We start from the raw sequence: 20,986 nt of genomic DNA, 5'->3' as shown, positions 1-20,986 counted from the left end.
CCATTAAAAAGGACTTTGTCAAGTAGATAGTTTTTTCCCATATGCTGTAGTGCATTTATTTAAAAACAACAGGTTATTATTCATTGTTGGTACTTTAACCGGGCAATCAAACCGACTTCTTTCAATCTCATCGATGGTCGGCGGGAATAAACCGGCCATCCAACACCATTACGGGCTTATCTATTGTATTTCACAATAGCTGTAACCGATTAAGGTTACCATCCCTGATCTTACATCGATTACCCATTCGGAGTCCCAATCAAATTGCGTCGGGCTGTGATGGGTCTGCTCTGTCACGCCCTCTTAGACTGCGCGGGCTTACCGAATGAGGCCAGTTTAAATAGGTATCTTGGCATAGGCAATAGTTTTGAGCATTTTGGCGTGAGCAAGCACAAGCTCTATGTCCCGGCTTTCGGCCCAGTCGGCGAGCCAGTACCAGCTGCTGGTGGCTTCCATCACCGCCTTAACCGGCCCGCTGAGCTCTTGAATCAGAGCATTCAGTAGCGCCGTATCGTTGGCAAGTTTCCACTCACCGATTCTTTTTCCATTGGATGAAACCGCACAAATGGTCATATTAAGTGTATGAAGGTCTATTGTTAAATAGGTCATGACGTCCTTTTTGGAAAGATCAAGGCGTTTCAAGCGGACTCGTTTAGGGTTCGAAGCCTTAATTCAAACAACTCGGCTCGCCGTTTAAACGCTGGGTCGTTAGTGTGCCTCATTAAACATTTATCCCGCGATTGCTTTAGAGGTTCTTTTTGTTGAAATTATTGTATCTAATTTAATTCAGTCATTATGGAAGACACGCTGATCAAAGAATTATCACGACTCAATAAAAACGAAAAGATCATTTTAGTAGAAGCTTTGTGGGATTCTATAGCTTCTGATCCTGAGCAAGTTGATGTACCTGAGCATCATAAAAGTATTCTGGAAGAGCGTTTGCAAACCCTTGATAAAGATACAGCGAATGGAAAGTCATGGGATAAAATCCGAGAAAAGTATCTATAAATCGTGCCTAAAACACTAATTCTTACCCCAAAAGCTGAAAAAGATGTTGATGATGCATATGATTGATACGAAAGCCAAGATCCGGGATTGGGGAAAGAATTTGCTCGTTGTGTAGATGTAAAGATTACTTCTCTTCATCGTACTCCTCAGCAACACCAAGTTGTTTACAAAAGCAAAATTCGTAGAGCTTTAGTTAACCGATTTCCGTTTTCTATTTACTATGTTGAACAAAAAGATGTGATTTCAGGGTTCGCCATCTTACATCAACATCGGAATCAAGAAGCTTGGAACTCGCGCGTATAATCCTCCGGCCCACTAACGAGGCATTTTAAATCGGAAGCCCCGAATGCTCGGTACAGGCAGGACGGGGTGCGATCGGTTTTTTAAATCCCGGGTTGGCATTCGCCAGCTTGCGGATGCACCAAACATATATAGAGGTTCAGCATTGCGCTGCCGATTTCTCAAGCTGACACAGGGCCCCGGGTTGATTTAAATAGGCCGTGTACCTGTCGGTATGGAAAGGTTAAAACCAGAATAGTTAAAGGGCTAACCATTCATACTTATTAAGATCTTTAATATTGGTGATATTCGTACTTTTACATCAGGCTTGCTTCATATCATCTTATCCTCAATATTTCAAAAAAAGTATGAATAAAACTTGCCTGCGAAGTTAAGATAACCTCAACATTTTTGGTTATATATCAATGTTGGCAGTTGTGAACGATATTCTTGAAACGAAGAAAATGACTCAATCCGAACTTTTAATTTTGAACTTTACGGAAATAAGGAGAAAAAGCATCAAACTTTGGAAAGTACTTCCTAAAAGTCATTACAATTGGAAACCTGACGAAAAAGCAATGACTGCGACAGAAATGATCAGGCACGTTTTAGAAGCCGATTATGGATGGAATATTATCATCAATAATGGGAGTATGACGAATTATAAAACACCCTGGAATAATCGACCATTCATAAGCGTGACCGACGAACTTGAATTTGCTGAACCTTATAGAAATACATTTTTGGAAAGTGTTCGACAATTTTCGGATACAGAATTAAATGAAACTGAAGTCATTCATCCCGGAAATGGGGAAAAGAAGATCCTTGGTAACTATTTATTACGGATCGGTTATCACGAATCTGTTCACGCAGGACAATTCCTCTCATATTTGAGAGCAATGAATATTAGTCGACCGGAGATATGGGATTGAAAGATAAATAACCAGAGCAGTATTCTTCCCGATAATAGAGTGGTTTTCAATATCAGGGATCGTGAAATAAGATCCGTTAATCTTGTGCTTTTCCTGATGATGTTCACCGGTTTAAGAAAAGAGCCGGAAGGGATTCAAACCGGAGGGGAGAGGGTTTGATAGAAACTTGTTTCCAAGTAATTAATTTTGCTACTTCAAAGAAATTATATTTCCCATGCGACCGGTACAGGCAGGTTTACACCCGGGGTCGTTATGCAAAATGAATCATCAGATGTCAAAATTTATAGTACTTACTTCTATACTGCTCTTTCTTTTTCAGGGAGCCAAAGCACAAGATCATCTTGAACCAAGTACAAGTTTATTTGGGCTATATGATTTTGAATATAAATATGAGTCTCAAATCCGTGATATCCTTCTGAAAGGTCTTTCTGATTCTCCGGAAGTGCAAATTGTGATTACTCCATCATTTGGAAAAGAGATCATTTTGCAACTTGAACATGATCGAGCTAATCAGACCTTTACATTGATTACTCAAACTGGATCGCTCAGCATTTGGGACAATAATTATGAGGACAATCCGAAGAAAATTACGGTCAATAGAATAGAGAAAGAGTTGTCAGAAGAAGCTTTTACGTCAATTAAGGGACTATATAAAAGTGCTATTATGACTGTGAGATATCCTGACGAAAATTTTTTGGGGCTTGATGGAATTACTTACCAATTTGCAGTATCTGATTATGGAATAAAAACAGGTCAGATTTGGTCTCCTTACGAGGAAAGTAAAATGGGTAAACTCGTAGATATTACACATAAGCTGATCGAACTTTCTGAAAAAAGAAAAAAATCAGTAGAACTTGGTTCTGAGCTTATTTCTGAGATAGAAAAATTAACATTTGAATTACAATAAAATCAGCTGCAACAAATGCTAAAGAGTTTAACCAAATTTGAGATGAGAATAATTGCACTTATACAATTTTTACTATTCAGCTTTACCGCTTTTGGACAAACCAATGAGACCGTATATCCAGATTTTTTGGGAGATGGCCTGTCTGAAGTTTTACTAAACAAAGATTGGATTGTGATAGAGAGAGCAGAGGGATATTTAAATCACGATCAAACCAAAGATATTGTTATTGTTTTACAATCAGGAAATCACCGTTTTAGAAACTGTGCTGAAAGTGCCAAAAAATTAGCAGATGAGGAAAGAATTATTCTCGTTTTGACTTCAGAAAATGGGAAAACCAGAGTAACAATACAGAACAATAAGTTTATTGCTCGGCCTGATGAAGGGGGAATGGCTTGCTATATAGAACCCGAAATTTCAATAGATAATAAACAGCTTACTATATAGAACCCGAAATTTCAATAGATAATAAACAGCTTACTATTTTTTATGAGCACCTTAGAGGTTATGCAAGATATATATTTGAATATGAATCAGAAGATATGGTTCTCATAAACGCTGCGAGTATCGGCGTTTCAGCCGGGATATTTGAAAAAGATTCTTTTGATTTCAGAAAGGGAATCATCAAGTCCGAAAAAGGAAATATCAGTTCAGACTCTACATCCACTGAAATAATTCCTATTAAATTTGACGGATTTAAAAAACTTTCTGAATTTGGAGAAATATTCACATGGAAAGTAGCTGAGTACAAATATCTTTGAAGTTTTATATCAAAATCTAAAAAATGGGTGCGTACCGCTGGCTTTCAGAGTTACTTGTTTTGAAATTTTAGCCGTTTATTAACTCATAGACTCCACGCCATTTAAATGCCGGGTCGTAAGCACTCATTTAAGCATCTCAAAAATGAAAAACTATCTACATTTTGTATCGCTCTTATTTCTTCTTTCATCCTGTGCATCCTCAGGCTCATATTATGATTCCTACGGATACCAAGAGAATGAACCAACACTTACAAAGTCCCTGTTTCCTTCAGATCAAAGAGTAATTAGTCAGGCCGCAATAGACACTATATTGGCGAGTGAAATTCAATTACCAAGAAATGCGAAGATCGCTTTAATAAATTTTCCCTCTGAGAATACTCAACGTTCCTCAGTGTATGGGTATGGCTATTGGAGATCTGAAGATTATTTAAAATTACAACAGTCCTACATAGATACTCTTTCTTCCCATTTACTTGAAACTGATTTTGCCGAATCGGTGATTCACTTACCCTCTATGTTGACTCCAATAGAACCTACATTACCAATTTTAAGAGAAGCTGCTGTTCGGCTTCAATCACCATTAATGATCGTTTTTCGAATTAACAGCGATATTTACGAAGAATTCCGTTTTTTCCGAAACAACAAAGCAAAAGCATTTTCAACCATAGAGTTGGTTTTGTTAGATGTCAGAACAGGATTGATCCCTTTTACTTCGATAGTGACGGAAGAATACATGGCGGAGAAGTTAAATTCAGATTCGAACTTCAGAGAAACTATGAAAAGGGCGGAAAGAGAAGCTACTTTGAGATCGATAAATAAAGCTTCAAATAAACTTAGTGCTTTTTTTAAAAACCAAAAATAGGGCTCACTGGTCGAAGAGTTTACACACCGTAAGTTTTCAAAATGTCATATTTCATCACTTTTTTGTATTTAAGGGAAGTTATGCCACAATGAACATCGATTAGGAGAGAACATGATTAAAAAAGTAACGGGTATATATTTTTTTCTGGTGAGCCTGGTTCTGATCACGGCTGCTTCCTGTAATGTTGCCGGGGATGATTGCGGGCCTTTTGATGATAAGTTCAGAACCGTCAATTTTACCGCCTCAATACAGAGTATTTCCATTTCTGATGATCCGGGTTTGTACGTTGACTATGAGTCCCCGGAATCGGATACGCTCAGTTTTGATAGATTCGGCCTCAGTATGTTTCCCGTTCAAGAGTTTTATACGCTGAATGAAAGGGTGCCCTCATTTTCGATCTTTCCGAAGGCTTATGCTTGTTCTCCGGCTATTCCGGTCTCCGAAGAAATGATCACAGATCTGAAGGTCTACAGTAACAGCAACTTCAATTCGGAATATAGTGCCGGAGAAAATTTGGCTCCGCTGTTTGAGGTAGTTGTATTGTATCGAAATTCAGGATACCGGCAATTTGAGCTGAATGAATTTTTAGCTTCTGAACCGCATGTACCGGATGAGCTCTTCCTGATACTGAAAGAGGCTCCCGATACTGCTGCAACAATTCAGTTTACGGTATCATATTCTCAGGATGGTACAGAAATGAAGGCGTTTGAATTTACTTCGGAGCCGATCGTACTGACCGACCGGAAGGATTGAAATTCATGTGGTATAAAAACATCAAAGCACAAAACGGCCTGACGCTCATACTTTTTGGGATCGGAATATTTTGTTCGCTGTATTTTGTGCATCTGACTCCGGAATTGACGCAACAGGAAAAGCATCTCATCCAAGCCGAAGTATTTTCGGAGCTTTTTCTTTATCTGGACGCGCATCCGGATGTTGATGCAGATTATTTTTTTGTCGGTGTTTCCGGTTCTGATCCGGCCCCTGAAGTCGTGAGGTCTTTCAATGGCCAAGCGCCAAAAGTAGCGCCCATATCCTCCTCAATGATGAGCTTCGGCTTTTCTGCCGCTATAGTCCATAAATCCAATCTCAATAAAAGCGGGATCATTACTGACATAAAAACCATGCAGAGGAAAGAGAATGGAAGGGTAAACGTGATCACAAGGATCTATTACGACCGTGCTTCGTTTGCGAATTATGAGTTTATACTGGCTAAAAAAGACGGAGCATTCCGGGTTGTGGAAGTTAAGTACCCTGATGAGAAACCCAATGCAGAAGAAGTCCGCCCTTAAAGCGGACTTGATCCCCGAATCTCCTTAATGCACCTGAAGGTTCCCGTCATAAACCACAATTGGATATCCTTTGGGGAAGTGATCCGGAATGTGGCAGGGTGCATTAGCAGAACCATACAGCCGATATTGCAAACGGTCGGCTTCTGCATTTTTGCCTTCGCCGTTATCCTGCACAGAAAACAGGAAGCATCCTCTGCTAACGGTTCCTTCGGTAACTTCTCCGCCAAAAAACAGTTCATGGTCTGATCTGCCTTGTTCAACCCAGGTTACGTGTCCGGTGAAATTAACGTCTTCGTATTCGTTGAGTCCCGCAAAATTCACCATGCCCCGTGCTTCATTCTTCAATTGAGCATTGAATTCCAGGTAAAATTCCCGTGCGGGCCGGTTTCCTCCGTGGGTAACATCGTCATGTCCATCTTCTTCATGGCCATCATCATGATGGTCTTCACCATCATTTCCACTGCAGCCGCCTTCTTCATGATCGGGTGATTCTTCGTGACCATCTTCACAGCCTTCCCAAAGCGCATAAAATTCTCCGGTCGCCAGCAAGCCTGATCCGGGTATTTTGCTCACGATCTGTTCTTCTGATGATTGTGAAGATGACAGGGTATCTTCACCGGTAGGGGCAGGATCACAACCAAAGAATACGATAAGAGGGAAGAGGATCAGTATTTGTATTAACGCCTTTGTTGATCTCATGGTTTTCCTCCTTGATAATATAAAGTTTCGATGAGGCCGGCAGCGAAACCTGTGAAACCGGCACTCGTTAATTAGTTCATTATTGTTTTAAATGATGTATGTACATCAGATATTGGATATGGTTGATTTTATAGAGGCTTAGTGATTGCCTTGGCCGCCGCCAACCTGACCGCCATTACCGGCATGGTCGGGCTTTCCGCCGCCTCCGCCGCCACCTTCACCTTTACCTTTTCCACCACCCGGTTTACCGCTTCCGTTTTTCAGGGTCAACCGTACATCTATATAAGTGATGTTATTTTGTGCATCAAGCCGTGCAACTCCACCTGCCAGATCGGGTTCTTCCAGAATAACGACTTCTTCGCCTTCTTCACGAGGCAGGATGGTTGTATTAGCACCGAAGTCGGTGTTATATACTGTTGGGCTGCTTGGGTCTAAGACAAAGGTTATTCTGTAATCACCGGCTCCGGATGCTGTTTTTCGTGTCACCCAGTTATAGCCATAAATTACCTTACCCTGAACATTGATCTCTGCAGAATAGGCCGTTGGGCCATCTACTGCATTCCAAACCCCACTTTCAAACAGTGGTGTCCCGATATCACCGGTCCATGCAGATCGGGTGGGATCCCAGGTTGTTGTAAGTGTAGAATCCTCTCGGTCTTTCAACAATTTCTGGATCACCAGTTTGGCGGTTCCGGAATAGACGGTTGCTTCGTAGCTATCGTAGGTAACACCATTGGTGCCCCATACTTCAGTCAGACCGGATTGTGTGGGGTCTTCCATCTGCATGGTGAAGGCGGTCATTGGAGTTGTCAGCGTTTTATACAGTACGGTTTCCACTCTGATCTGAGAACCAAATGGCCATGCTTTAGATTCGAGGTTATCGCCCCAGTCAATGGTGGTTACTTCAACGGGGGTTTCAAATCCTTCGGTTACGGCATTCACTGATTGTGCTTGCCATTCATTCAAAGGATCATTTTGGACGTACCAATTATAATTATCGGCAGTAAAATAGAGTCCGCCGAAAACCGGATCCCCGTAAGTTCCCCTTAGTGATTTCACAACTCCGTCGGACCAGATAACCGGGAAGGAGAGGTTATTTCCTGCCTTGGTGTCAGCTGATTTTGACAAATTTGCGAGCTCCAGAGGGGTTAAATTGGCTGCTGAATTTTCTGCTGTAATATCCAGTGGTTTATCACAGGAGGAAGCAAGAAATATAGCAACCGTTAATAAATATAAGTGCACTCTTAAACGTCTCATTATGTTACCTCTTATTTTTAAATTTTAAGTCAGATTTCAGTTTATTAGGAGTGGTTTAATTACTCCGAAACCAATTTCAGAGTTAACATTTGCATTGTTTGTGCATAAAATTCTTGTAGTTAATACGGGAATAGCGACCCCTGTTTGGGAGGCTTTAGAGTCCTTTTTTGTGGGAATATTGAATACTTTTTATTACAGGTGGAAAGGAATAAAGAGAGAAGGAAAAATCGAAGTGTTTTAGAAATATGTGGGTATTTATTCTACACAAAAAGTGGCATCTGAACCACATCCTCATGGGCAATTCACACTGTTTAGAAGCCTCATATAATTTGTAATCTATGCAAGTACTTAAACCATTGTTCCCAATAAAAAATAATCAAGGAGAACATTATGAAATCAATAATTAAAACGATCAGTACTGTTGTCATGGTTCTGTTGTTGTCAACCAGTATGTTTGCCCAAAAAACGGGGCAACAACAACAGCAGCAACAGCAACAGCAGCAGATGATGCAACAACATCAGGAACAAATGAAGCAAATGATGCAACGCATGAATCAGCTGCAGGAGCGAACGCACACAATGAATCAGGAAATGAATCGTAAAATGCAGCAAACCCAAAGCGAACAGATGCAAAATCAATATCGCTATATGTACCGATTTGGTGAGCAAATGGGGTTAACTCTGGGGAACCTGAAAAATGCTGCCGAGCAATGCAATCTTATGTTGCAAGACAGGGATATGACGCGGGACCGGGATATGCAGCGAGATATGGATAGATTACGCCAACGGTTGCACGATATGACCGGCGATGCTGAAGAAGCGATCCAGGCCATGGACCGTATTCGCCTTCGCCTGCAAGACAAGGATCAGGATCAGCAAACGCAGTGATCGTTGATCAAATGCAATCAAGAAAAACATGTAATCAAGAAGCATACCATAAACAGGTGCTGATATGGATAAAAGATCAAATATCTTTGTAATAGCCATAGCGATTACATTACATATACTTTTAATTGAAGCCGGAAGTGTAATGGCACAACAGGTTTCCGTAAGCTATACGGGCAGTGCCCAATACTCGACCGGCTCTTACTTTTTTGAAGAGCAAACGCAAAGCTTTTCAATTTCCAATGGTTTTAATATTTCCGGGGACAAGGTAACAATCTCTTTCAATGTACCTTTCGTTGTTCAAAACTCGCCATGGGTTTCCTATGGAATAGCGGGATATATACCAACCGGAGGCCCGGATCACAAAGCGGTACAGGATTCATCAAATCAAAGGAAAGGGCATGGGACCGGAGGGAAAGGAGGGAAATCTAAACTCTTACCTTTCAAGAATACAGTGAACGGATACATGCAACTGCAAGATGGAGATGAAGTAGTTGTGACCGATACCGTTAGTTATAACAAAGCCAGTTTTGCAGATCCGAATTTGTACGCCAACATAAAGCTATATACTTCAGATACAGGAGCCGGTACCATTCGGCTTAATACTGCGCTGAAAATACCGCTTGCAGATCCAACCAACGGGTATGGAACCGGGGAATGGGATTATGGGGCCGGAGTTTCCCTGTCTCAACGTTTAGGAAATTTCTTTTTCATAGCGGATATGATGAAATGGTGGTTCGGCGATCTTCCCGACCTGAAACTTCAAGATCCCTGGGCGTACAGTGCAGGGCTGGGGTTGTCGTTTGCTGAAGCCAAATGGCTGATCAATGCCAGTTATAGCGGATATACGGAAATCATAGACGGTTTTGATCCTCCTCAAACGCTTACGTTGGGAATGGGGCATTTTCTTTCAAACAAAGCATCGTTAAACGGCAATGTTTCCTTTGGTCTCACGGAATCATCTTCCGATCTCTCTGTGGGTTTGGGGTGGAGTATTCAGCTTTGAATAGCCATAGCTCCAAGGCGCTCATCAAAGCCCGGGATCCATTCATATAATTCTTTTTCAGGTAATAGATTACCGGCTTTACTATATTTTTCTGCCGCAGTTTTGCAGTAATGCAAAGGCTTCAATCTGAACAATATGGAGTCGATTAAAGTGGGAAAAGATATTTTTAACGATCAGCAAGCAAGGAAAAGGCAGGAAGATTGGTACGAACGCTTTTTAGATCGAGCGAAATGTGAGGTGGAATCCCAAACCATTTCAACCTCCGGGGGAGAATCTCATGTGCTGCTGGCCGGGGATGACTCCAATCCACCACTATTTTGTCTTCATGCCATGTTGACCGGTTCTGCTCATCTTTTATCTGAAATTTGGCCACTAACCGATCATTATCATCTAATTCTGCCGGATATACCCGGACATTCGGTAAAAGGGATTCCGCATCGTTTTTCGTACAAGACGGATGCATATACCGATTGGTTTTTGGAAATAGTGTCTCATTTTGAGGCAGAAAAAATAAGATTAATGGGTGTTAGTTTAGGAGGCTTTATTGCTCATCGTTTTGCTTCCAAGTGGCCGGAAAGAGTGGAGAGATTGGTGCTTATTGTTCCGGCGGGGATCGTTCAGGCCTCAGTTGTGAAGGGGATGATGCGTATGATGGTACCCATGTTGAGGTACCGGTTCAACCCAAATGAGGAAAACCTGAAGAGGCTGACCGGGTTTTTACTTTCCAACTGGGACGATGACTGGGGGCCCTTTTTGGGAGATTCCATGCATGATTTTATCACCCCAAAATCAATTCCCCCTTTGGCTTCAGATGAAGATCTCCAAAACCTGCGTATGCCTGCTCTGGTTATTGCTGCAGATCAGGATATTTCTTTTCCGGGTGAACCGATGGTGAAACGGGTTCAAAACCTGGTGCCCAATGTGGAAACGGAATTAATGAATGATACCCGCCATTCACCGCCCACAACCCCGGAATTCAGAACGTGGCTGTCAGATCGGTTGGTTAAGTTTTTTGGTTGATCACTGCTTCCAAAAAGCAGGAGAAAAAATAATAAGCACGGTGAAGATTTCCAGCCGGCCAACCATCATCAGTAAAATGAGTACCCATTTCCCGAGATAGGGTAATCCGGCAAAATTGTCGGTGGGCCCAAAAGCGCCCCAACCCGGACCAATGTTACCGATGGCTGCTATGCTTGCACCAATAGAAGAAAGGATATCGTACCCAAAAAGACTGATACAAAAGGCACCTAAAGCAAAGATGAAAATATAAAGGATAAAGAAGCTAAGTACGGTTTGCTGAATATTCCGGGTAATGGTTTGGTCCCCGATCCTTACCGGCAGGATAGCTTTTGGGTGCATGATCTGTTTGAGCTCACGGGCTGTATTTCGAATCAAAATCATCCAGCGAACCATCTTGATGCCACCGCCTGTAGAACCGGCACATCCCCCGGTAAAGAACAGCAGAAACAAAAAGAAGGCACCCAATGAATTCCATACTTCATAGTTGTCGGTACCGAAACCGGTGGATGTGACAATAGAAACTACTTGAAAAGCTCCATACCGGAGTGCATCCCATATTGGATATTTATCCATTATGAAAAGGGAACCGGAAACGATGACAATGCCAATACCAATCACGAGGCTGTAAAAGCGAATTTCACGATTATCAAAGAATGATCTAATATCTCCTCTAAGCAACCTAAAGTGCATGGCAAAGTTGATCCCGGCAATGAACATAAACAGGGTGATCACCCAATCGATATAGGCGGAGTCAAAAGCTTCTACGCTGGCATTCTTTGTTGAAAATCCCCCGGTAGCCATGGTTGCAAATGAGTGATTAATGGCTTCAAACCAATCCATGGAAGGATGGAGCCAAAGCAGCACAAACTCGATGGCTGTGAAAGCCACATAAACGCCCCACAAAAGTTTGGCCGTTTCTTGCACACGAGGGGTGAGTTTATCGGCAGTAGGACCCGGCGATTCTGCCTGAAAGAGCTGCATTCCTCCAATGCCAAGTAGAGGGAGAATGGCCAGCGAAAGTACAATGATTCCCATGCCTCCCAGCCAATGGGCCAACGATCGCCAAAACAAAAAACTTTGAGGAATGTCTTCTATCTGTGGGTTTTGGAAACCACTGGAGGTTTCTCCACCCAGAATGGTAGAACCGGTGGTTGTTAGTCCACTCATAGTTTCAAAAACCGCATCTGTGAAAGAAGGGAGGATCCCTGAAATCACAAATGGCAGTGCTCCCACCAAAGACAAAGAAAGCCAGGTTCCGCTCACGATCAGAAAGCCCTCGCGGATTCGAATCTCTTGCTGAGGTTTGAAGAAATACCACAATAATCCTCCGGCCACAAAAGCGATCCCCGCAGATATCAGGAAAGCATGCCAGGTTTCGTTACCGTAAATAAGGTCGATACCGGCGGGAAGCAATAATGCAAATCCCATGAAAAAGATAAAAGCACCAAGTACTCCCAATACCACTAAAAAATTGATGGTGGCTTTCGGAGCTGATCCGTTAGATAAAATGGCCATTAATTAAAAAGGTTTGTGATTTTATCGACGGCTGAAGGTAAGCAGAATATAATAACGCGGTCTCCGCCGTTTATCTGTGTTGTTCCGGTTGCAATTTCTACAGTTCCATTACATAAAACTCCACCGATAACACATCCTTCCGGCAGATTCAATTTCCGTATCGGCTTTTTAGTGATCTTCGATTTTTCCGTGGCTTGTAATTCGATCACTTCTGCTTTGATACCCCGGAGTTCTGTGACCGATATCACACGTCCCCGGCGTACGTAACGATGAATTTCGTTAGAGGCAGCTCCTTTTTTATTGACAACCGCATCCAGCCCGATGGTTTGAGCCAGGGGAATGAAATCGGGCTTGGACACCAAAGCTACCGTCTTATTTACTTCCAGGTGTTTGGCCAGTAAACAAGAAATAATATTAGATTCCTCATCTTCAGTCACCGCTATGAAAGCATCCATTTCACCAATTCCCTCCGAAGCCAGCAAGTCCGGATCGGTGGGATTACCATGAAGTACCATTACGTTTTTAAGCTCAATAGCCAGGCTTTCGGCGCGGTCGTAATCCGGTTCAATTAATTTAATAGACCAATTTTTGGATTTATCTGCACAGAGCAGCCGTGCGATCATGGCCCCCATTCCGGATCCGCCGGCAATCATCAGCGTATTGATCTCAGTTTCCTTTTTACCGGTGGTCTGGACTACAGCGTTTATATTCTTGGTTTCTGCAAGCATAAAAACCTGATCGTAAGGCTGCATCCTGATAGAACCGTTTGGAATGATAGTACGTCCACGCCGGCCAATGGCTACTACCCGAAATGTAAGGTCGGAATAAAGGGCGGCGTATTCATTCAGGGTTTTACCGATGATGGGGGAGTTTTTCTCCAGCCGAATACCGATGAGTTGCATGCGGTCGTTGGCCAGATTAATCACATCACTGGCAGAAGAACGTTTTAACAATTGGGCGATCTCATGAGCGGCACTGAGTTCCGGATGGATCATCACGTCGATACCCAGGTCGGAAGGGGTTAAAGGAGCATCTGAATCTGAAAACTCATCACTGCGAATGCGGGCAATAACCATTTTTGCTCCAAGGCGTTTGCCGATCATCCCCGAGATCATGTTCACTTCATCAATACTGGTAACGGAGATTAGGATATCTGCCTGACCGACATTCGCTTTCACAAGGTCTTTTACCGAGGTGGCGTTTCCTTCTATGGTCAAGGCATCAATGGAATCAGAGACCCTTGATAAAACGCTTTTTTCTCTATCTAAAACCGTTACATCATGCTTTTCACTAGACAATACATTTGCCAGGTCGTAGCCAATTTCACCGGCACCAATAATTACGATTTTCAAAAAGGAATATATTTTGGTTCAAAAGCAATCAATGTTACCATGTTTTTGACTTAAATAAAAGGAATCTGTCTCTTTAAGAATAGTGTGATGAAGATTTAATACGAGCAGTTGATGTAAAATCTCTATATTTGCCCGCATGAAAGTACCCAAGCCGTTTAAGCGTATTATCATTTCTTTATTGGTAGAGTGGAGGAAGTTTCGAAAACACTTCCGAAACAGGTTTCAGGATGTCGAAGTTGAATTATACGATCTTAATAAAGTTGTAGAACCTTACTTCCGGTATTTTAACATTGTTTTGGTATTGCTTGCGGTGGCAAGTTTGGTAGCTTCCGAAGGCTTTGAACTGTCGAGCCCGTTCAATACCTGGAACGCTTATCTCGAATTTTCCATAGTACTCGGGTTTACGTCTACCTACTTTGGCCGGCTGTTGCTGACTTCAAAACGGTCTCAACTCATAAGAAATCGGTTATTTGAATCGCTCTTAGTTGGTTTTTTGATCTTATTTGGAGTCTTATATCTGATTGGGGGAGAGGGCTTTATTTTTTCTATTGAGGAGCTTTTCGGGATCTACAAGCTTATTCCCATGCTGATCCTTCTCACCAAGGTCTATTTGATCCTTCTTTTGATCATAAAGGGAGTGCGTGCTGCCCCTATCATTTTATCTCTTAAGCGAAAACCTACGCAGGTTGTAGCTCTTAGTTTTTTATCAGTGATAGCGGCCGGGGCTTTCTTTTTAATGTTGCCTTCAGCTACAGTGGATGGAGAAGGACTCCGTTTCATTGATGCATTGTTTACCTCAACGAGCGCAGTTTGTGTAACCGGATTAATTGTGGTGGACACGGCCACGCATCTCACTTTTTTTGGACAGCTTGTGGTGTTGATCCTCATTCAGATCGGGGGGCTGGGATTACTTACCATTGCAACCTTGTTTGCTCTGTTTGTGAGCTCCAACCTCGGGCTTGGACAGATGATGTTACTAAAAGGAACCATCGGGGAAACCCGCACCCACGAAACTTTTCAAACCATAAAAAGGATCGTGTTACTCACTTTATTTATTGAAGGGATGGGAGCATTGGGATATTACCTTAGCTGGGCGGATATCTTTGAAACAAACGGTGAGCGGATCTTCTTTTCAGTTTTCCATGCCGTATCAGCATTTTGTAATGCCGGCTTTTCCGTATTCACCAACAGTCTTGCTGACAAGGTGAATGCCCTGAATTATGGAATTAATATTACCACTATGCTACTTATTGTGACCGGCGGACTCGGTTTTACCACACTTTGGGAGGTGCTGAAGGGGAATCCCAGCCGAAAAGTAAAGCACTGGAAACTTTCACTGCATGCGAAGCTGGTATTGTATTCTACCGGAGTATTGATCGTAGGAGGGACGATTGCCATTTTGGTTCTTGAGTGGGAAGGGGTGTTGGCCGGCTATTCCGTTTCTGATAAACTCTTGTTGTCGGCTTTTCAAAGTGTTACTACAAGGACTGCGGGTTTCAATACGGTGGATATCGGGGCTTTAGGTGAAAGTACGACCCTTATCTTTTTGACCCTGATGATCATCGGTGGAGCTCCGGCATCCACTGCGGGCGGGATGAAAACAACCACGATCTCCGTATTACTGATCTCGGTATGGAGTATTATCACCGGTAAAAGAAATGTGGAATTCTCAAAACGTAAGATCGCTCGCTCAACCCTGAATACCGCTATTACTGTTTTTGTGTTGGTTGCCATCCTTTTGTTCATCTTTACTTTGATACTCACGATCACTGAGGATCAGCCCTTTATGGATCTTTTATTCGAAGAATTTTCTGCATTTGCCACGGTAGGACTTTCAAGGGGTATTACTTCCTCACTGACGGATGCAGGGAAAGTGGTGATCATAAGTTCAATGTTTATTGGCAGAGTAGGTATTGTGACACTGGCTCTGGCTTTCGCAAAACGAAAAACTGCTACAAAATATTCGTATCCTTCAGAGAGCGTAATTGTAGCCTAAAATCTTAATATATGTCTACTTTAGAACAGCAATTTTGTGTGATCGGTCTTGGGGAATTTGGGTTTTCTTTGGCAAAATCTCTGGCTGAGCAGGGCGCCTGGGTACTGGCTGTAGATCAGGATTATGAACGGGTGGAAGAGATCAAGAAATATGTATCTGAAGCTATTCAGTTTGATGCAACTGACCCCGTGCTGTTGAAAGAACACGGAGTAATGAATGCTGATGTAGTGATCGTTGCCATTGGGGAATCGTTTGAACCGGTGGTGCTGATCACGATGGAACTTTTAAAAGAAAATGTATCAAGGATCATTTCCCGTGCATCTAATGAGACACAGGAAGCTATTTTGAAGAAGATCGGGATCAACGAGGTGATTCATCCTGAGAAAGATGAAGGGGTACGTATGGCAACTTCGTTACTCAGTACTTCCATCAGTGATTTTTTCAAGCTCAGTGATGAGATCGGGATCTTTGAAATTGAGGCCCCTCCGGGTATGGTAGGATATACCATTAAGGAGCTGAAGATCCGGGAGCGCTATGAAATGAGCCTCATTACCATCAAAAGAAGAAAACAGCTTCAGCAGGAAGTACATTTGTCGAATATGCCCGAGGAACAGTATCAATACAGCGTTTTGGGTGTATTGGATCCATTGACGATGATCCGTAAAACAGACCGGCTGATCATAATGGGCACACAGAAGTCTCTGGAGAAACTCATCAGTACCAATTGACCTACTTATTGGCCACTTCTATGCCTTCTCTTTTAAGTGGGGTGATAAGTACTGTAATTAAGGTCGAACAGTTTTTAATCAGGGCAGGTTGTTAACGATTCTTTAACATTCAGGTAACGTTTTGTTGAGCTTAAAAGGTGATTGTTGAGCCAACCAAATCGTTACCTATGCTTATTGGCGACACCTTTAACAACCGGGCAAAACAGCTGCTTTTGAAGCTGGCAGAACGGAGTGATCATGATCCTGATCAACAGATCGCTGTTTCAGAATTGGCCGGGGACTTAGGATTAGACCGCTCGGAGTTAAAGAATTTACTTGAGTATCTTGAAAACAAAGAGCTCATTAGGATCGCCACTATTGGGGGGCCTTTTTTATACGGACATTTACACATCACGGAGCAAGGGATACATAAAGCCGCTAATCTGAAATAAAAAAGCTCCTGCAAATACAGGAGCCGTTGATAACAATAAAAATTAGGGAACGGTTACTTTGGATTCAGGATCTCATCAATTCGTTGAAGAATATCAGAAATATGCGCTCTTGATACCGGATCAGAAATCCGCGTTTCTGCCCGTTCAAGATCTCTTTGAAGAGTATTCAATTCAACCCGAAGCAGGGGACGGATATCGGATGTGGTTACATCAACGGGATTCCATGAGCTACCCGCCTCATCATTTGCAAACATTGCATGAATGTTCTCAACATATAATCGCTGAAGGTTTCTTCGGTAAGGGTCAATAGTCGTCATATCGTAGATCTCACTCCAAACTCCCCGGCGCAAGTCTTCCAGCATTTCGAGCGGTGCGTAGGCTTCTTCCCCTTCAAAATAATGAGTTTCGTTGAGCCGTAGCATCACATCGGCCGCCATCACATCATTCAACAGCCGGGATTGTAGGTTTTTTACCCGCTCCAGCGCTCCTGCATGTTCGATCCGGCGAAGGATCTCCTTATCCAACAGCCAATTGGGAGTTGTGAAAACGTGATCATTCAAGAACATCATCGCTTTTTTCTGGTAATCTTCAGGAACAGGGGTGTACACAAAACCTTCCTGATCTGAACTCTTTCTGTTTTGATACATTCCACCGATGTTAGTAGAAACATGTCCGGCATAACGGGCCCATTGAAAGGTAAGTTCGCCATAGATCTCTTCCAGGTCGTCATAGCCCTCGCCCGGGGTAGAAGTCCATTCGATAAGGTTTGGAACAACGCGCTTTAGATTCATCAATCCATAAGTGCTTGCCTGTACCGGATCGTTGGAAAGATCCTCAGTTTGAGCGGAGGGATCCCATCCGGTGGAAGAAGCAAACCGGTACACGGGATCACCTGCTTTTTCCATGATCCACTTGTCCAGGATGGGTTTTTCCTCTTCAGCTGTTTCAGCTTCCGGAATCACCCGATAGCCCCAGTTTATGGAGTATTTGTCATAAGGCCCGATTTTTCGGATAAACCGAATGTTTTCGTCGCCGGGTTGTGCAACATAATTCTGCCGGGCGTATTCCATAATGGTAGTAGCTATCCCATATTTCTGGGTGAAGGTTCCCGAGCGTAGAGAATCAACCGGGTAAGCAGAACTTGATTGCATATTGTGGGGCAGCCCAATCGCATGGCCTACTTCATGGGAGATCACACGGCGCATGGTTTCCCCGATGAGTTCGTCATCCAGTTTAAGGGCACGGGCAGCAGGGTTGGCAGCACCTGTTTCTATCATCAAACGGTTGCGATATGAACGCATGTGATTGTGATACCATACGATATCACTTTCGATGATCTCACCGGTACGAGGATCACTTACACTTGGTCCAACGGCATTGCGAATTTCACTGGCAACCCATCGAACGGTTGAATACCGAATGTCCTCAGGATTCCAATCCGGATCTTCTTCCGGAGAAGGCGCTTCTTTGGCTATAATGGCATTTTTGAAACCTGCTGCCTCAAAAGCTTCATTCCAATCTTCTACGCCTTGTTTGATGTAGGGAACATATTTCTTGGGAGTGGCAGGATCCAGATAGTACACGATCGGTTTTTTAGGCTCTACCAGTTCTCCTTTTTTATAGGCTTCCATGTCTTTGGGTTCAAGACGCCAGCGGCGAATATAACTCACTTCTTCTGCTTTCTGTGCATCCGAGCCATAGTCAATTTGATCGACGGTAAACCAGCCGACACGGTAATCCTCGTAGCGGGGACGCATAGGTTTTTCGGGCAGTAACACCATCGACTGATTCATCATCATCGACATGGTATTGGTGTTTTCATCAGAAGGAGGGTTCTCGGCCTGGTAGGTCAGCACATGGCGAACCTCAACATTCATGGGAAAGCTCTTGGCAGACTCGATATAGCTTCTTTCTCCATCCAGCCGGCGCACCTGATAACTGCGTCTCAAAAAGCTAATGACTCCACTGATGGCTTCTACATCGGAGGTAAAGAAGTCAGTTACTTCAATAACGACCCCATTGGAATCTTTGCTCATTGCCTCGATTGGGAAGGAGGCAATAATGGGGGCAAAATTGTTGGCTTTCACAGATTTATAAATAGGCAGTGTATCGCTGGCAACGGCGTTATAAGACTGTTTTCTGAGAAGTATATTGTCGCGCTGCCGTTCAAAAGTGATCACCTGTTCAGCGGTTTTGGATCCACCGGAAAAGAAGCCGAAATAATCGGATGGAACCTGGGCAATGCGGCTTACCAATAGCATTTCGCGGTTAAGAAGCGAATCTGGGATCTCATAATACAGTTTGTCATCAACCCAGTGCACAGTAAATAGGCCGTCATCTCTTTTAGCCGCTTTGGTAATGACTTCCGAGAATGATTTGATTCCATCTCCGGAGCGGGAAGGAGGCGTAGACGATTTGGTTGAGGTCACTTCTTTGGATGAGGAACAGCCGATCATCACCAAAGCAGGTAAAATAAAAAAGGATAGTTTTTTCAAGAATTGATAGCGCATAAGAAAAATTTAAGGTTCCGAAAAGTGATTTTGGTGAAGTTAGAACAAATGAAATAAAAATTTAGGGCTTTAACATCAAATAACATTACAGAATAGAATATTGATTCCGCAGTTTTGCGGAAAATTACCTACCTTTGCGTCCCCAAAATAACAGCATAATAAAACGTTAATATCATGATTATTGGAGTCCCTAAAGAGATTAAAACACACGAAAACAGGGTAGCCATTCAGCCGGGCGGAGTAGTACAGCTTGTCCGAAATGGCCACGAGGTTTTCATACAAAAGAATGCCGGCGTTGGAAGCGGATTCAGCAATGAACAATATGAAGAGGCAGGAGCTACCATCCTTGATGATGTGGAGGAAGTATGGAGCCGTGCCGAAATGATCATGAAGGTGAAAGAGCCCATCAAAGAAGAATATCCGAGAATGCGGGAAGGGCAGATCATCTTCACATATTTCCACTTTGCGGCCGAGGAAGCGCTCACCAAAGCGGTAGTTGATTCCAAATGTATTGCCATCGCTTATGAAACGGTAGAAAAAGCAGATCGTTCGCTGCCGTTGCTTATTCCAATGAGTGAAGTAGCCGGACGTATGGCTGCCCAGGAAGGCGCGGTTTATCTGGAAAAGCCAAAAGGCGGACGCGGTGTTTTAATGGGAGGAATTCCGGGAGTGCCTCCGGCCAATGTATTGGTATTAGGTGGTGGTGTGGTAGGTGTAAACGCTGCCAAGATCGCAGCCGGAATGGGTGCCAATACCACGATCATGGATATCAATATGCCGCGTTTGAGATATCTTGATGATGTTATGGAAAAGAACGTGACCACCATGTTCTCTTCTGAAGCTAATATCCGTAAGATGCTTCCAAATGTGGATATGATCATCGGTGCGGTACTAAAGCCCGGTGCTAAAGCTCCTCATCTGATCACCCGTGATATGCTTAAAGATATGAAGCCGGGAACCGTGCTCGTAGATGTAGCCATTGATCAGGGCGGCTGTTTTGAGACTTCCAAGCCAACCACACACAAAGACCCGGTATATTTTGTGGATGATATCCTGCACTATTGTGTAGCCAACATGCCCGGAGCGGTTCCTTATACCTCTACTATGGGACTTACCAACGTAACTCTTCCATATGCTGTACAACTGGCAAACAAAGGCTGGAAGCAGGCGCTTAAGGATGATCCTGAATTACTCAAAGGATTGAACATCGCCAACGGAACCATTGTCTATAAAGATGTTGCCGAAGCTTTCGGAATGGATTGGGAAGAAGTGGATTCAGTATTGAACTGATTTGAGATCCATTATTATAATTAAATATATAGGCCGGGCAGATTGTCCGGCCTTTTTTGTTGAATGCTGTTCTGCCTGAGATAACCCATCATTCGGCTCAGTATGAACAGGAATAGCTGTTATCAAGGATAGAGCCGGGTGATGGATGGGGTAGAAATCGATCTGCGAAATTTAAGTCCGGCATGTATATAGGTATAAAAGAATAGAAGGGTTGAAAACGAACGTACTCTTTGCTCAAGTCCATCACCCCGTTTCTCTG

The 20,986-nt window shown here is 43.1% G+C and carries 21 protein-coding genes; 15 read left to right on the top strand and 6 right to left on the bottom strand.

What is annotated here, in order from left to right; translation table 11 throughout:
• Positions 1-336: 336 nt before the first annotated feature.
• Entirely contained in the window at positions 337-609 is a 273-nt protein-coding gene (locus B151_RS0116795; RefSeq protein ID WP_020404812.1) for an IS110 family transposase, read from the bottom strand.
• A 186-nt stretch (positions 610-795) separates the two neighbouring features.
• Between B151_RS0116795 and B151_RS0116790 the strand changes: the two genes are divergently transcribed.
• From B151_RS0116790 to B151_RS0116750, 8 genes are all read left to right on the top strand, one after another.
• On the top strand, positions 796-1,008 hold the full coding sequence (locus B151_RS0116790) for an addiction module protein (RefSeq protein WP_020404811.1): 213 nt from the start codon (positions 796-798) through the stop codon (positions 1,006-1,008).
• Between the two features lie 743 nt (positions 1,009-1,751).
• Positions 1,752-2,219: a DinB family protein gene (locus tag B151_RS0116785; RefSeq protein WP_026166727.1), complete on the top strand. Its 468-nt coding sequence runs from the start codon at positions 1,752-1,754 to the stop codon at positions 2,217-2,219.
• Between the two features lie 271 nt (positions 2,220-2,490).
• Positions 2,491-3,126, top strand: coding sequence for a hypothetical protein (locus B151_RS0116775; protein WP_020404808.1), 636 nt, complete (start codon positions 2,491-2,493; stop codon positions 3,124-3,126).
• A gap of 15 nt (positions 3,127-3,141) precedes the next feature.
• On the top strand, positions 3,142-3,570 hold the full coding sequence (locus tag B151_RS0116770) for a hypothetical protein (protein WP_020404807.1): 429 nt from the start codon (positions 3,142-3,144) through the stop codon (positions 3,568-3,570).
• 95 nt (positions 3,571-3,665) lie between these two features.
• The gene (locus B151_RS0116765) at positions 3,666-3,884 is read left to right on the top strand and encodes a hypothetical protein (RefSeq protein ID WP_020404806.1); all 219 of its coding nucleotides are present in this window, start codon (positions 3,666-3,668) and stop codon (positions 3,882-3,884) included.
• Positions 3,885-4,026: 142 nt separating this feature from the next.
• Positions 4,027-4,746, top strand: a complete 720-nt coding sequence (locus B151_RS19095) for a hypothetical protein (protein WP_020404805.1) — start codon at positions 4,027-4,029, stop codon at positions 4,744-4,746.
• Between the two features lie 111 nt (positions 4,747-4,857).
• Positions 4,858-5,499: a hypothetical protein gene (locus B151_RS0116755; protein WP_020404804.1), complete on the top strand. Its 642-nt coding sequence runs from the start codon at positions 4,858-4,860 to the stop codon at positions 5,497-5,499.
• Between the two features lie 5 nt (positions 5,500-5,504).
• Positions 5,505-6,038 (top strand): hypothetical protein, encoded by a 534-nt coding sequence (locus tag B151_RS0116750; protein WP_020404803.1) that lies wholly within the window; start codon positions 5,505-5,507, stop codon positions 6,036-6,038.
• 24 nt (positions 6,039-6,062) lie between these two features.
• Here the strand turns inward: B151_RS0116750 and B151_RS0116745 are convergent, their stop codons facing one another.
• Both B151_RS0116745 and B151_RS0116740 read right to left on the bottom strand, forming a co-directional pair.
• Positions 6,063-6,737, bottom strand: coding sequence for a hypothetical protein (locus B151_RS0116745; protein WP_020404802.1), 675 nt, complete (start codon positions 6,735-6,737; stop codon positions 6,063-6,065).
• A 138-nt stretch (positions 6,738-6,875) separates the two neighbouring features.
• Complete coding sequence (locus B151_RS0116740) at positions 6,876-7,994, bottom strand: hypothetical protein (RefSeq protein WP_020404801.1); 1,119 nt, start codon at positions 7,992-7,994, stop codon at positions 6,876-6,878.
• A gap of 390 nt (positions 7,995-8,384) precedes the next feature.
• On the opposite strand from B151_RS0116740, the gene B151_RS19090 reads away from it, so the two are divergent.
• From B151_RS19090 to B151_RS19085, 3 genes are all read left to right on the top strand, one after another.
• Complete coding sequence (locus tag B151_RS19090; RefSeq protein WP_020404800.1) at positions 8,385-8,882, top strand: hypothetical protein; 498 nt, start codon at positions 8,385-8,387, stop codon at positions 8,880-8,882.
• Between the two features lie 64 nt (positions 8,883-8,946).
• Positions 8,947-9,885 (top strand): hypothetical protein, encoded by a 939-nt coding sequence (locus B151_RS0116725; protein ID WP_020404799.1) that lies wholly within the window; start codon positions 8,947-8,949, stop codon positions 9,883-9,885.
• A gap of 135 nt (positions 9,886-10,020) precedes the next feature.
• Entirely contained in the window at positions 10,021-10,905 is an 885-nt protein-coding gene (locus B151_RS19085) for an alpha/beta fold hydrolase (protein WP_020404797.1), read from the top strand.
• Here the strand turns inward: B151_RS19085 and B151_RS0116710 are convergent, their stop codons facing one another.
• On the bottom strand, positions 10,906-12,420 hold the full coding sequence (locus tag B151_RS0116710) for a TrkH family potassium uptake protein (protein WP_020404796.1): 1,515 nt from the start codon (positions 12,418-12,420) through the stop codon (positions 10,906-10,908). It lies immediately after the preceding gene.
• Positions 12,420-13,772 (bottom strand): Trk system potassium transporter TrkA, encoded by a 1,353-nt coding sequence (gene trkA, locus B151_RS0116705; protein ID WP_020404795.1) that lies wholly within the window; start codon positions 13,770-13,772, stop codon positions 12,420-12,422. Before trkA ends, B151_RS0116710 begins: the two co-directional genes overlap by 1 nt.
• A gap of 136 nt (positions 13,773-13,908) precedes the next feature.
• Here trkA and B151_RS0116700 point away from each other — a divergent pair, with 136 nt between their 5' ends.
• The 3 genes from B151_RS0116700 to B151_RS0116690 all read left to right on the top strand — a co-directional run bounded on the left by B151_RS0116700 (position 13,909) and on the right by B151_RS0116690 (position 16,927).
• Complete coding sequence (locus tag B151_RS0116700; RefSeq protein ID WP_020404794.1) at positions 13,909-15,768, top strand: TrkH family potassium uptake protein; 1,860 nt, start codon at positions 13,909-13,911, stop codon at positions 15,766-15,768.
• 11 nt (positions 15,769-15,779) lie between these two features.
• Positions 15,780-16,496, top strand: coding sequence for a potassium channel family protein (locus B151_RS0116695; RefSeq protein WP_020404793.1), 717 nt, complete (start codon positions 15,780-15,782; stop codon positions 16,494-16,496).
• 167 nt (positions 16,497-16,663) lie between these two features.
• On the top strand, positions 16,664-16,927 hold the full coding sequence (locus tag B151_RS0116690; protein ID WP_020404792.1) for a hypothetical protein: 264 nt from the start codon (positions 16,664-16,666) through the stop codon (positions 16,925-16,927).
• Positions 16,928-16,980: 53 nt separating this feature from the next.
• On the opposite strand, the gene B151_RS0116685 is transcribed toward B151_RS0116690, so the two are convergent.
• A complete protein-coding gene (locus B151_RS0116685) occupies positions 16,981-19,437 on the bottom strand; it encodes a zinc-dependent metalloprotease (RefSeq protein WP_020404791.1) in 2,457 nt (818 codons plus the stop codon).
• A 174-nt stretch (positions 19,438-19,611) separates the two neighbouring features.
• Between B151_RS0116685 and ald the strand changes: the two genes are divergently transcribed.
• Complete coding sequence (gene ald / locus B151_RS0116680; RefSeq protein ID WP_020404790.1) at positions 19,612-20,727, top strand: alanine dehydrogenase; 1,116 nt, start codon at positions 19,612-19,614, stop codon at positions 20,725-20,727.
• The last annotated feature ends 259 nt before the right edge of the window (positions 20,728-20,986 follow it).

Source organism: Gracilimonas tropica DSM 19535, from assembly GCF_000375425.1.
GTDB classification, from domain to species: Bacteria; Bacteroidota; Rhodothermia; order Balneolales; family Balneolaceae; genus Gracilimonas; species Gracilimonas tropica.
Note: the sequence above shows the minus strand (reverse complement) of the source record. Positions and strands in the feature narration are given on the sequence as shown.

What these genes read in the sequence shown, in the direction of transcription:
- B151_RS0116795 (WP_020404812.1), bottom strand. Translation starts at nt 609, where the DNA reads ATGACCTATTTAACAATAGACCTTCATACACTTAATATGACCATTTGT.
- B151_RS0116790 (WP_020404811.1), top strand. Translation starts at nt 796, where the DNA reads ATGGAAGACACGCTGATCAAAGAATTATCACGACTCAATAAAAACGAA.
- B151_RS0116785 (WP_026166727.1), top strand. Translation starts at nt 1,752, where the DNA reads ATGACTCAATCCGAACTTTTAATTTTGAACTTTACGGAAATAAGGAGA.
- B151_RS0116775 (WP_020404808.1), top strand. Translation starts at nt 2,491, where the DNA reads ATGTCAAAATTTATAGTACTTACTTCTATACTGCTCTTTCTTTTTCAG.
- B151_RS0116770 (WP_020404807.1), top strand. Translation starts at nt 3,142, where the DNA reads ATGCTAAAGAGTTTAACCAAATTTGAGATGAGAATAATTGCACTTATA.
- B151_RS0116765 (WP_020404806.1), top strand. Translation starts at nt 3,666, where the DNA reads ATGGTTCTCATAAACGCTGCGAGTATCGGCGTTTCAGCCGGGATATTT.
- B151_RS19095 (WP_020404805.1), top strand. Translation starts at nt 4,027, where the DNA reads ATGAAAAACTATCTACATTTTGTATCGCTCTTATTTCTTCTTTCATCC.
- B151_RS0116755 (WP_020404804.1), top strand. Translation starts at nt 4,858, where the DNA reads ATGATTAAAAAAGTAACGGGTATATATTTTTTTCTGGTGAGCCTGGTT.
- B151_RS0116750 (WP_020404803.1), top strand. Translation starts at nt 5,505, where the DNA reads ATGTGGTATAAAAACATCAAAGCACAAAACGGCCTGACGCTCATACTT.
- B151_RS0116745 (WP_020404802.1), bottom strand. Translation starts at nt 6,737, where the DNA reads ATGAGATCAACAAAGGCGTTAATACAAATACTGATCCTCTTCCCTCTT.
- B151_RS0116740 (WP_020404801.1), bottom strand. Translation starts at nt 7,994, where the DNA reads ATGAGACGTTTAAGAGTGCACTTATATTTATTAACGGTTGCTATATTT.
- B151_RS19090 (WP_020404800.1), top strand. Translation starts at nt 8,385, where the DNA reads ATGAAATCAATAATTAAAACGATCAGTACTGTTGTCATGGTTCTGTTG.
- B151_RS0116725 (WP_020404799.1), top strand. Translation starts at nt 8,947, where the DNA reads ATGGATAAAAGATCAAATATCTTTGTAATAGCCATAGCGATTACATTA.
- B151_RS19085 (WP_020404797.1), top strand. Translation starts at nt 10,021, where the DNA reads ATGGAGTCGATTAAAGTGGGAAAAGATATTTTTAACGATCAGCAAGCA.
- B151_RS0116710 (WP_020404796.1), bottom strand. Translation starts at nt 12,420, where the DNA reads ATGGCCATTTTATCTAACGGATCAGCTCCGAAAGCCACCATCAATTTT.
- B151_RS0116700 (WP_020404794.1), top strand. Translation starts at nt 13,909, where the DNA reads ATGAAAGTACCCAAGCCGTTTAAGCGTATTATCATTTCTTTATTGGTA.
- B151_RS0116695 (WP_020404793.1), top strand. Translation starts at nt 15,780, where the DNA reads ATGTCTACTTTAGAACAGCAATTTTGTGTGATCGGTCTTGGGGAATTT.
- B151_RS0116690 (WP_020404792.1), top strand. Translation starts at nt 16,664, where the DNA reads ATGCTTATTGGCGACACCTTTAACAACCGGGCAAAACAGCTGCTTTTG.
- B151_RS0116685 (WP_020404791.1), bottom strand. Translation starts at nt 19,437, where the DNA reads ATGCGCTATCAATTCTTGAAAAAACTATCCTTTTTTATTTTACCTGCT.
- ald (WP_020404790.1), top strand. Translation starts at nt 19,612, where the DNA reads ATGATTATTGGAGTCCCTAAAGAGATTAAAACACACGAAAACAGGGTA.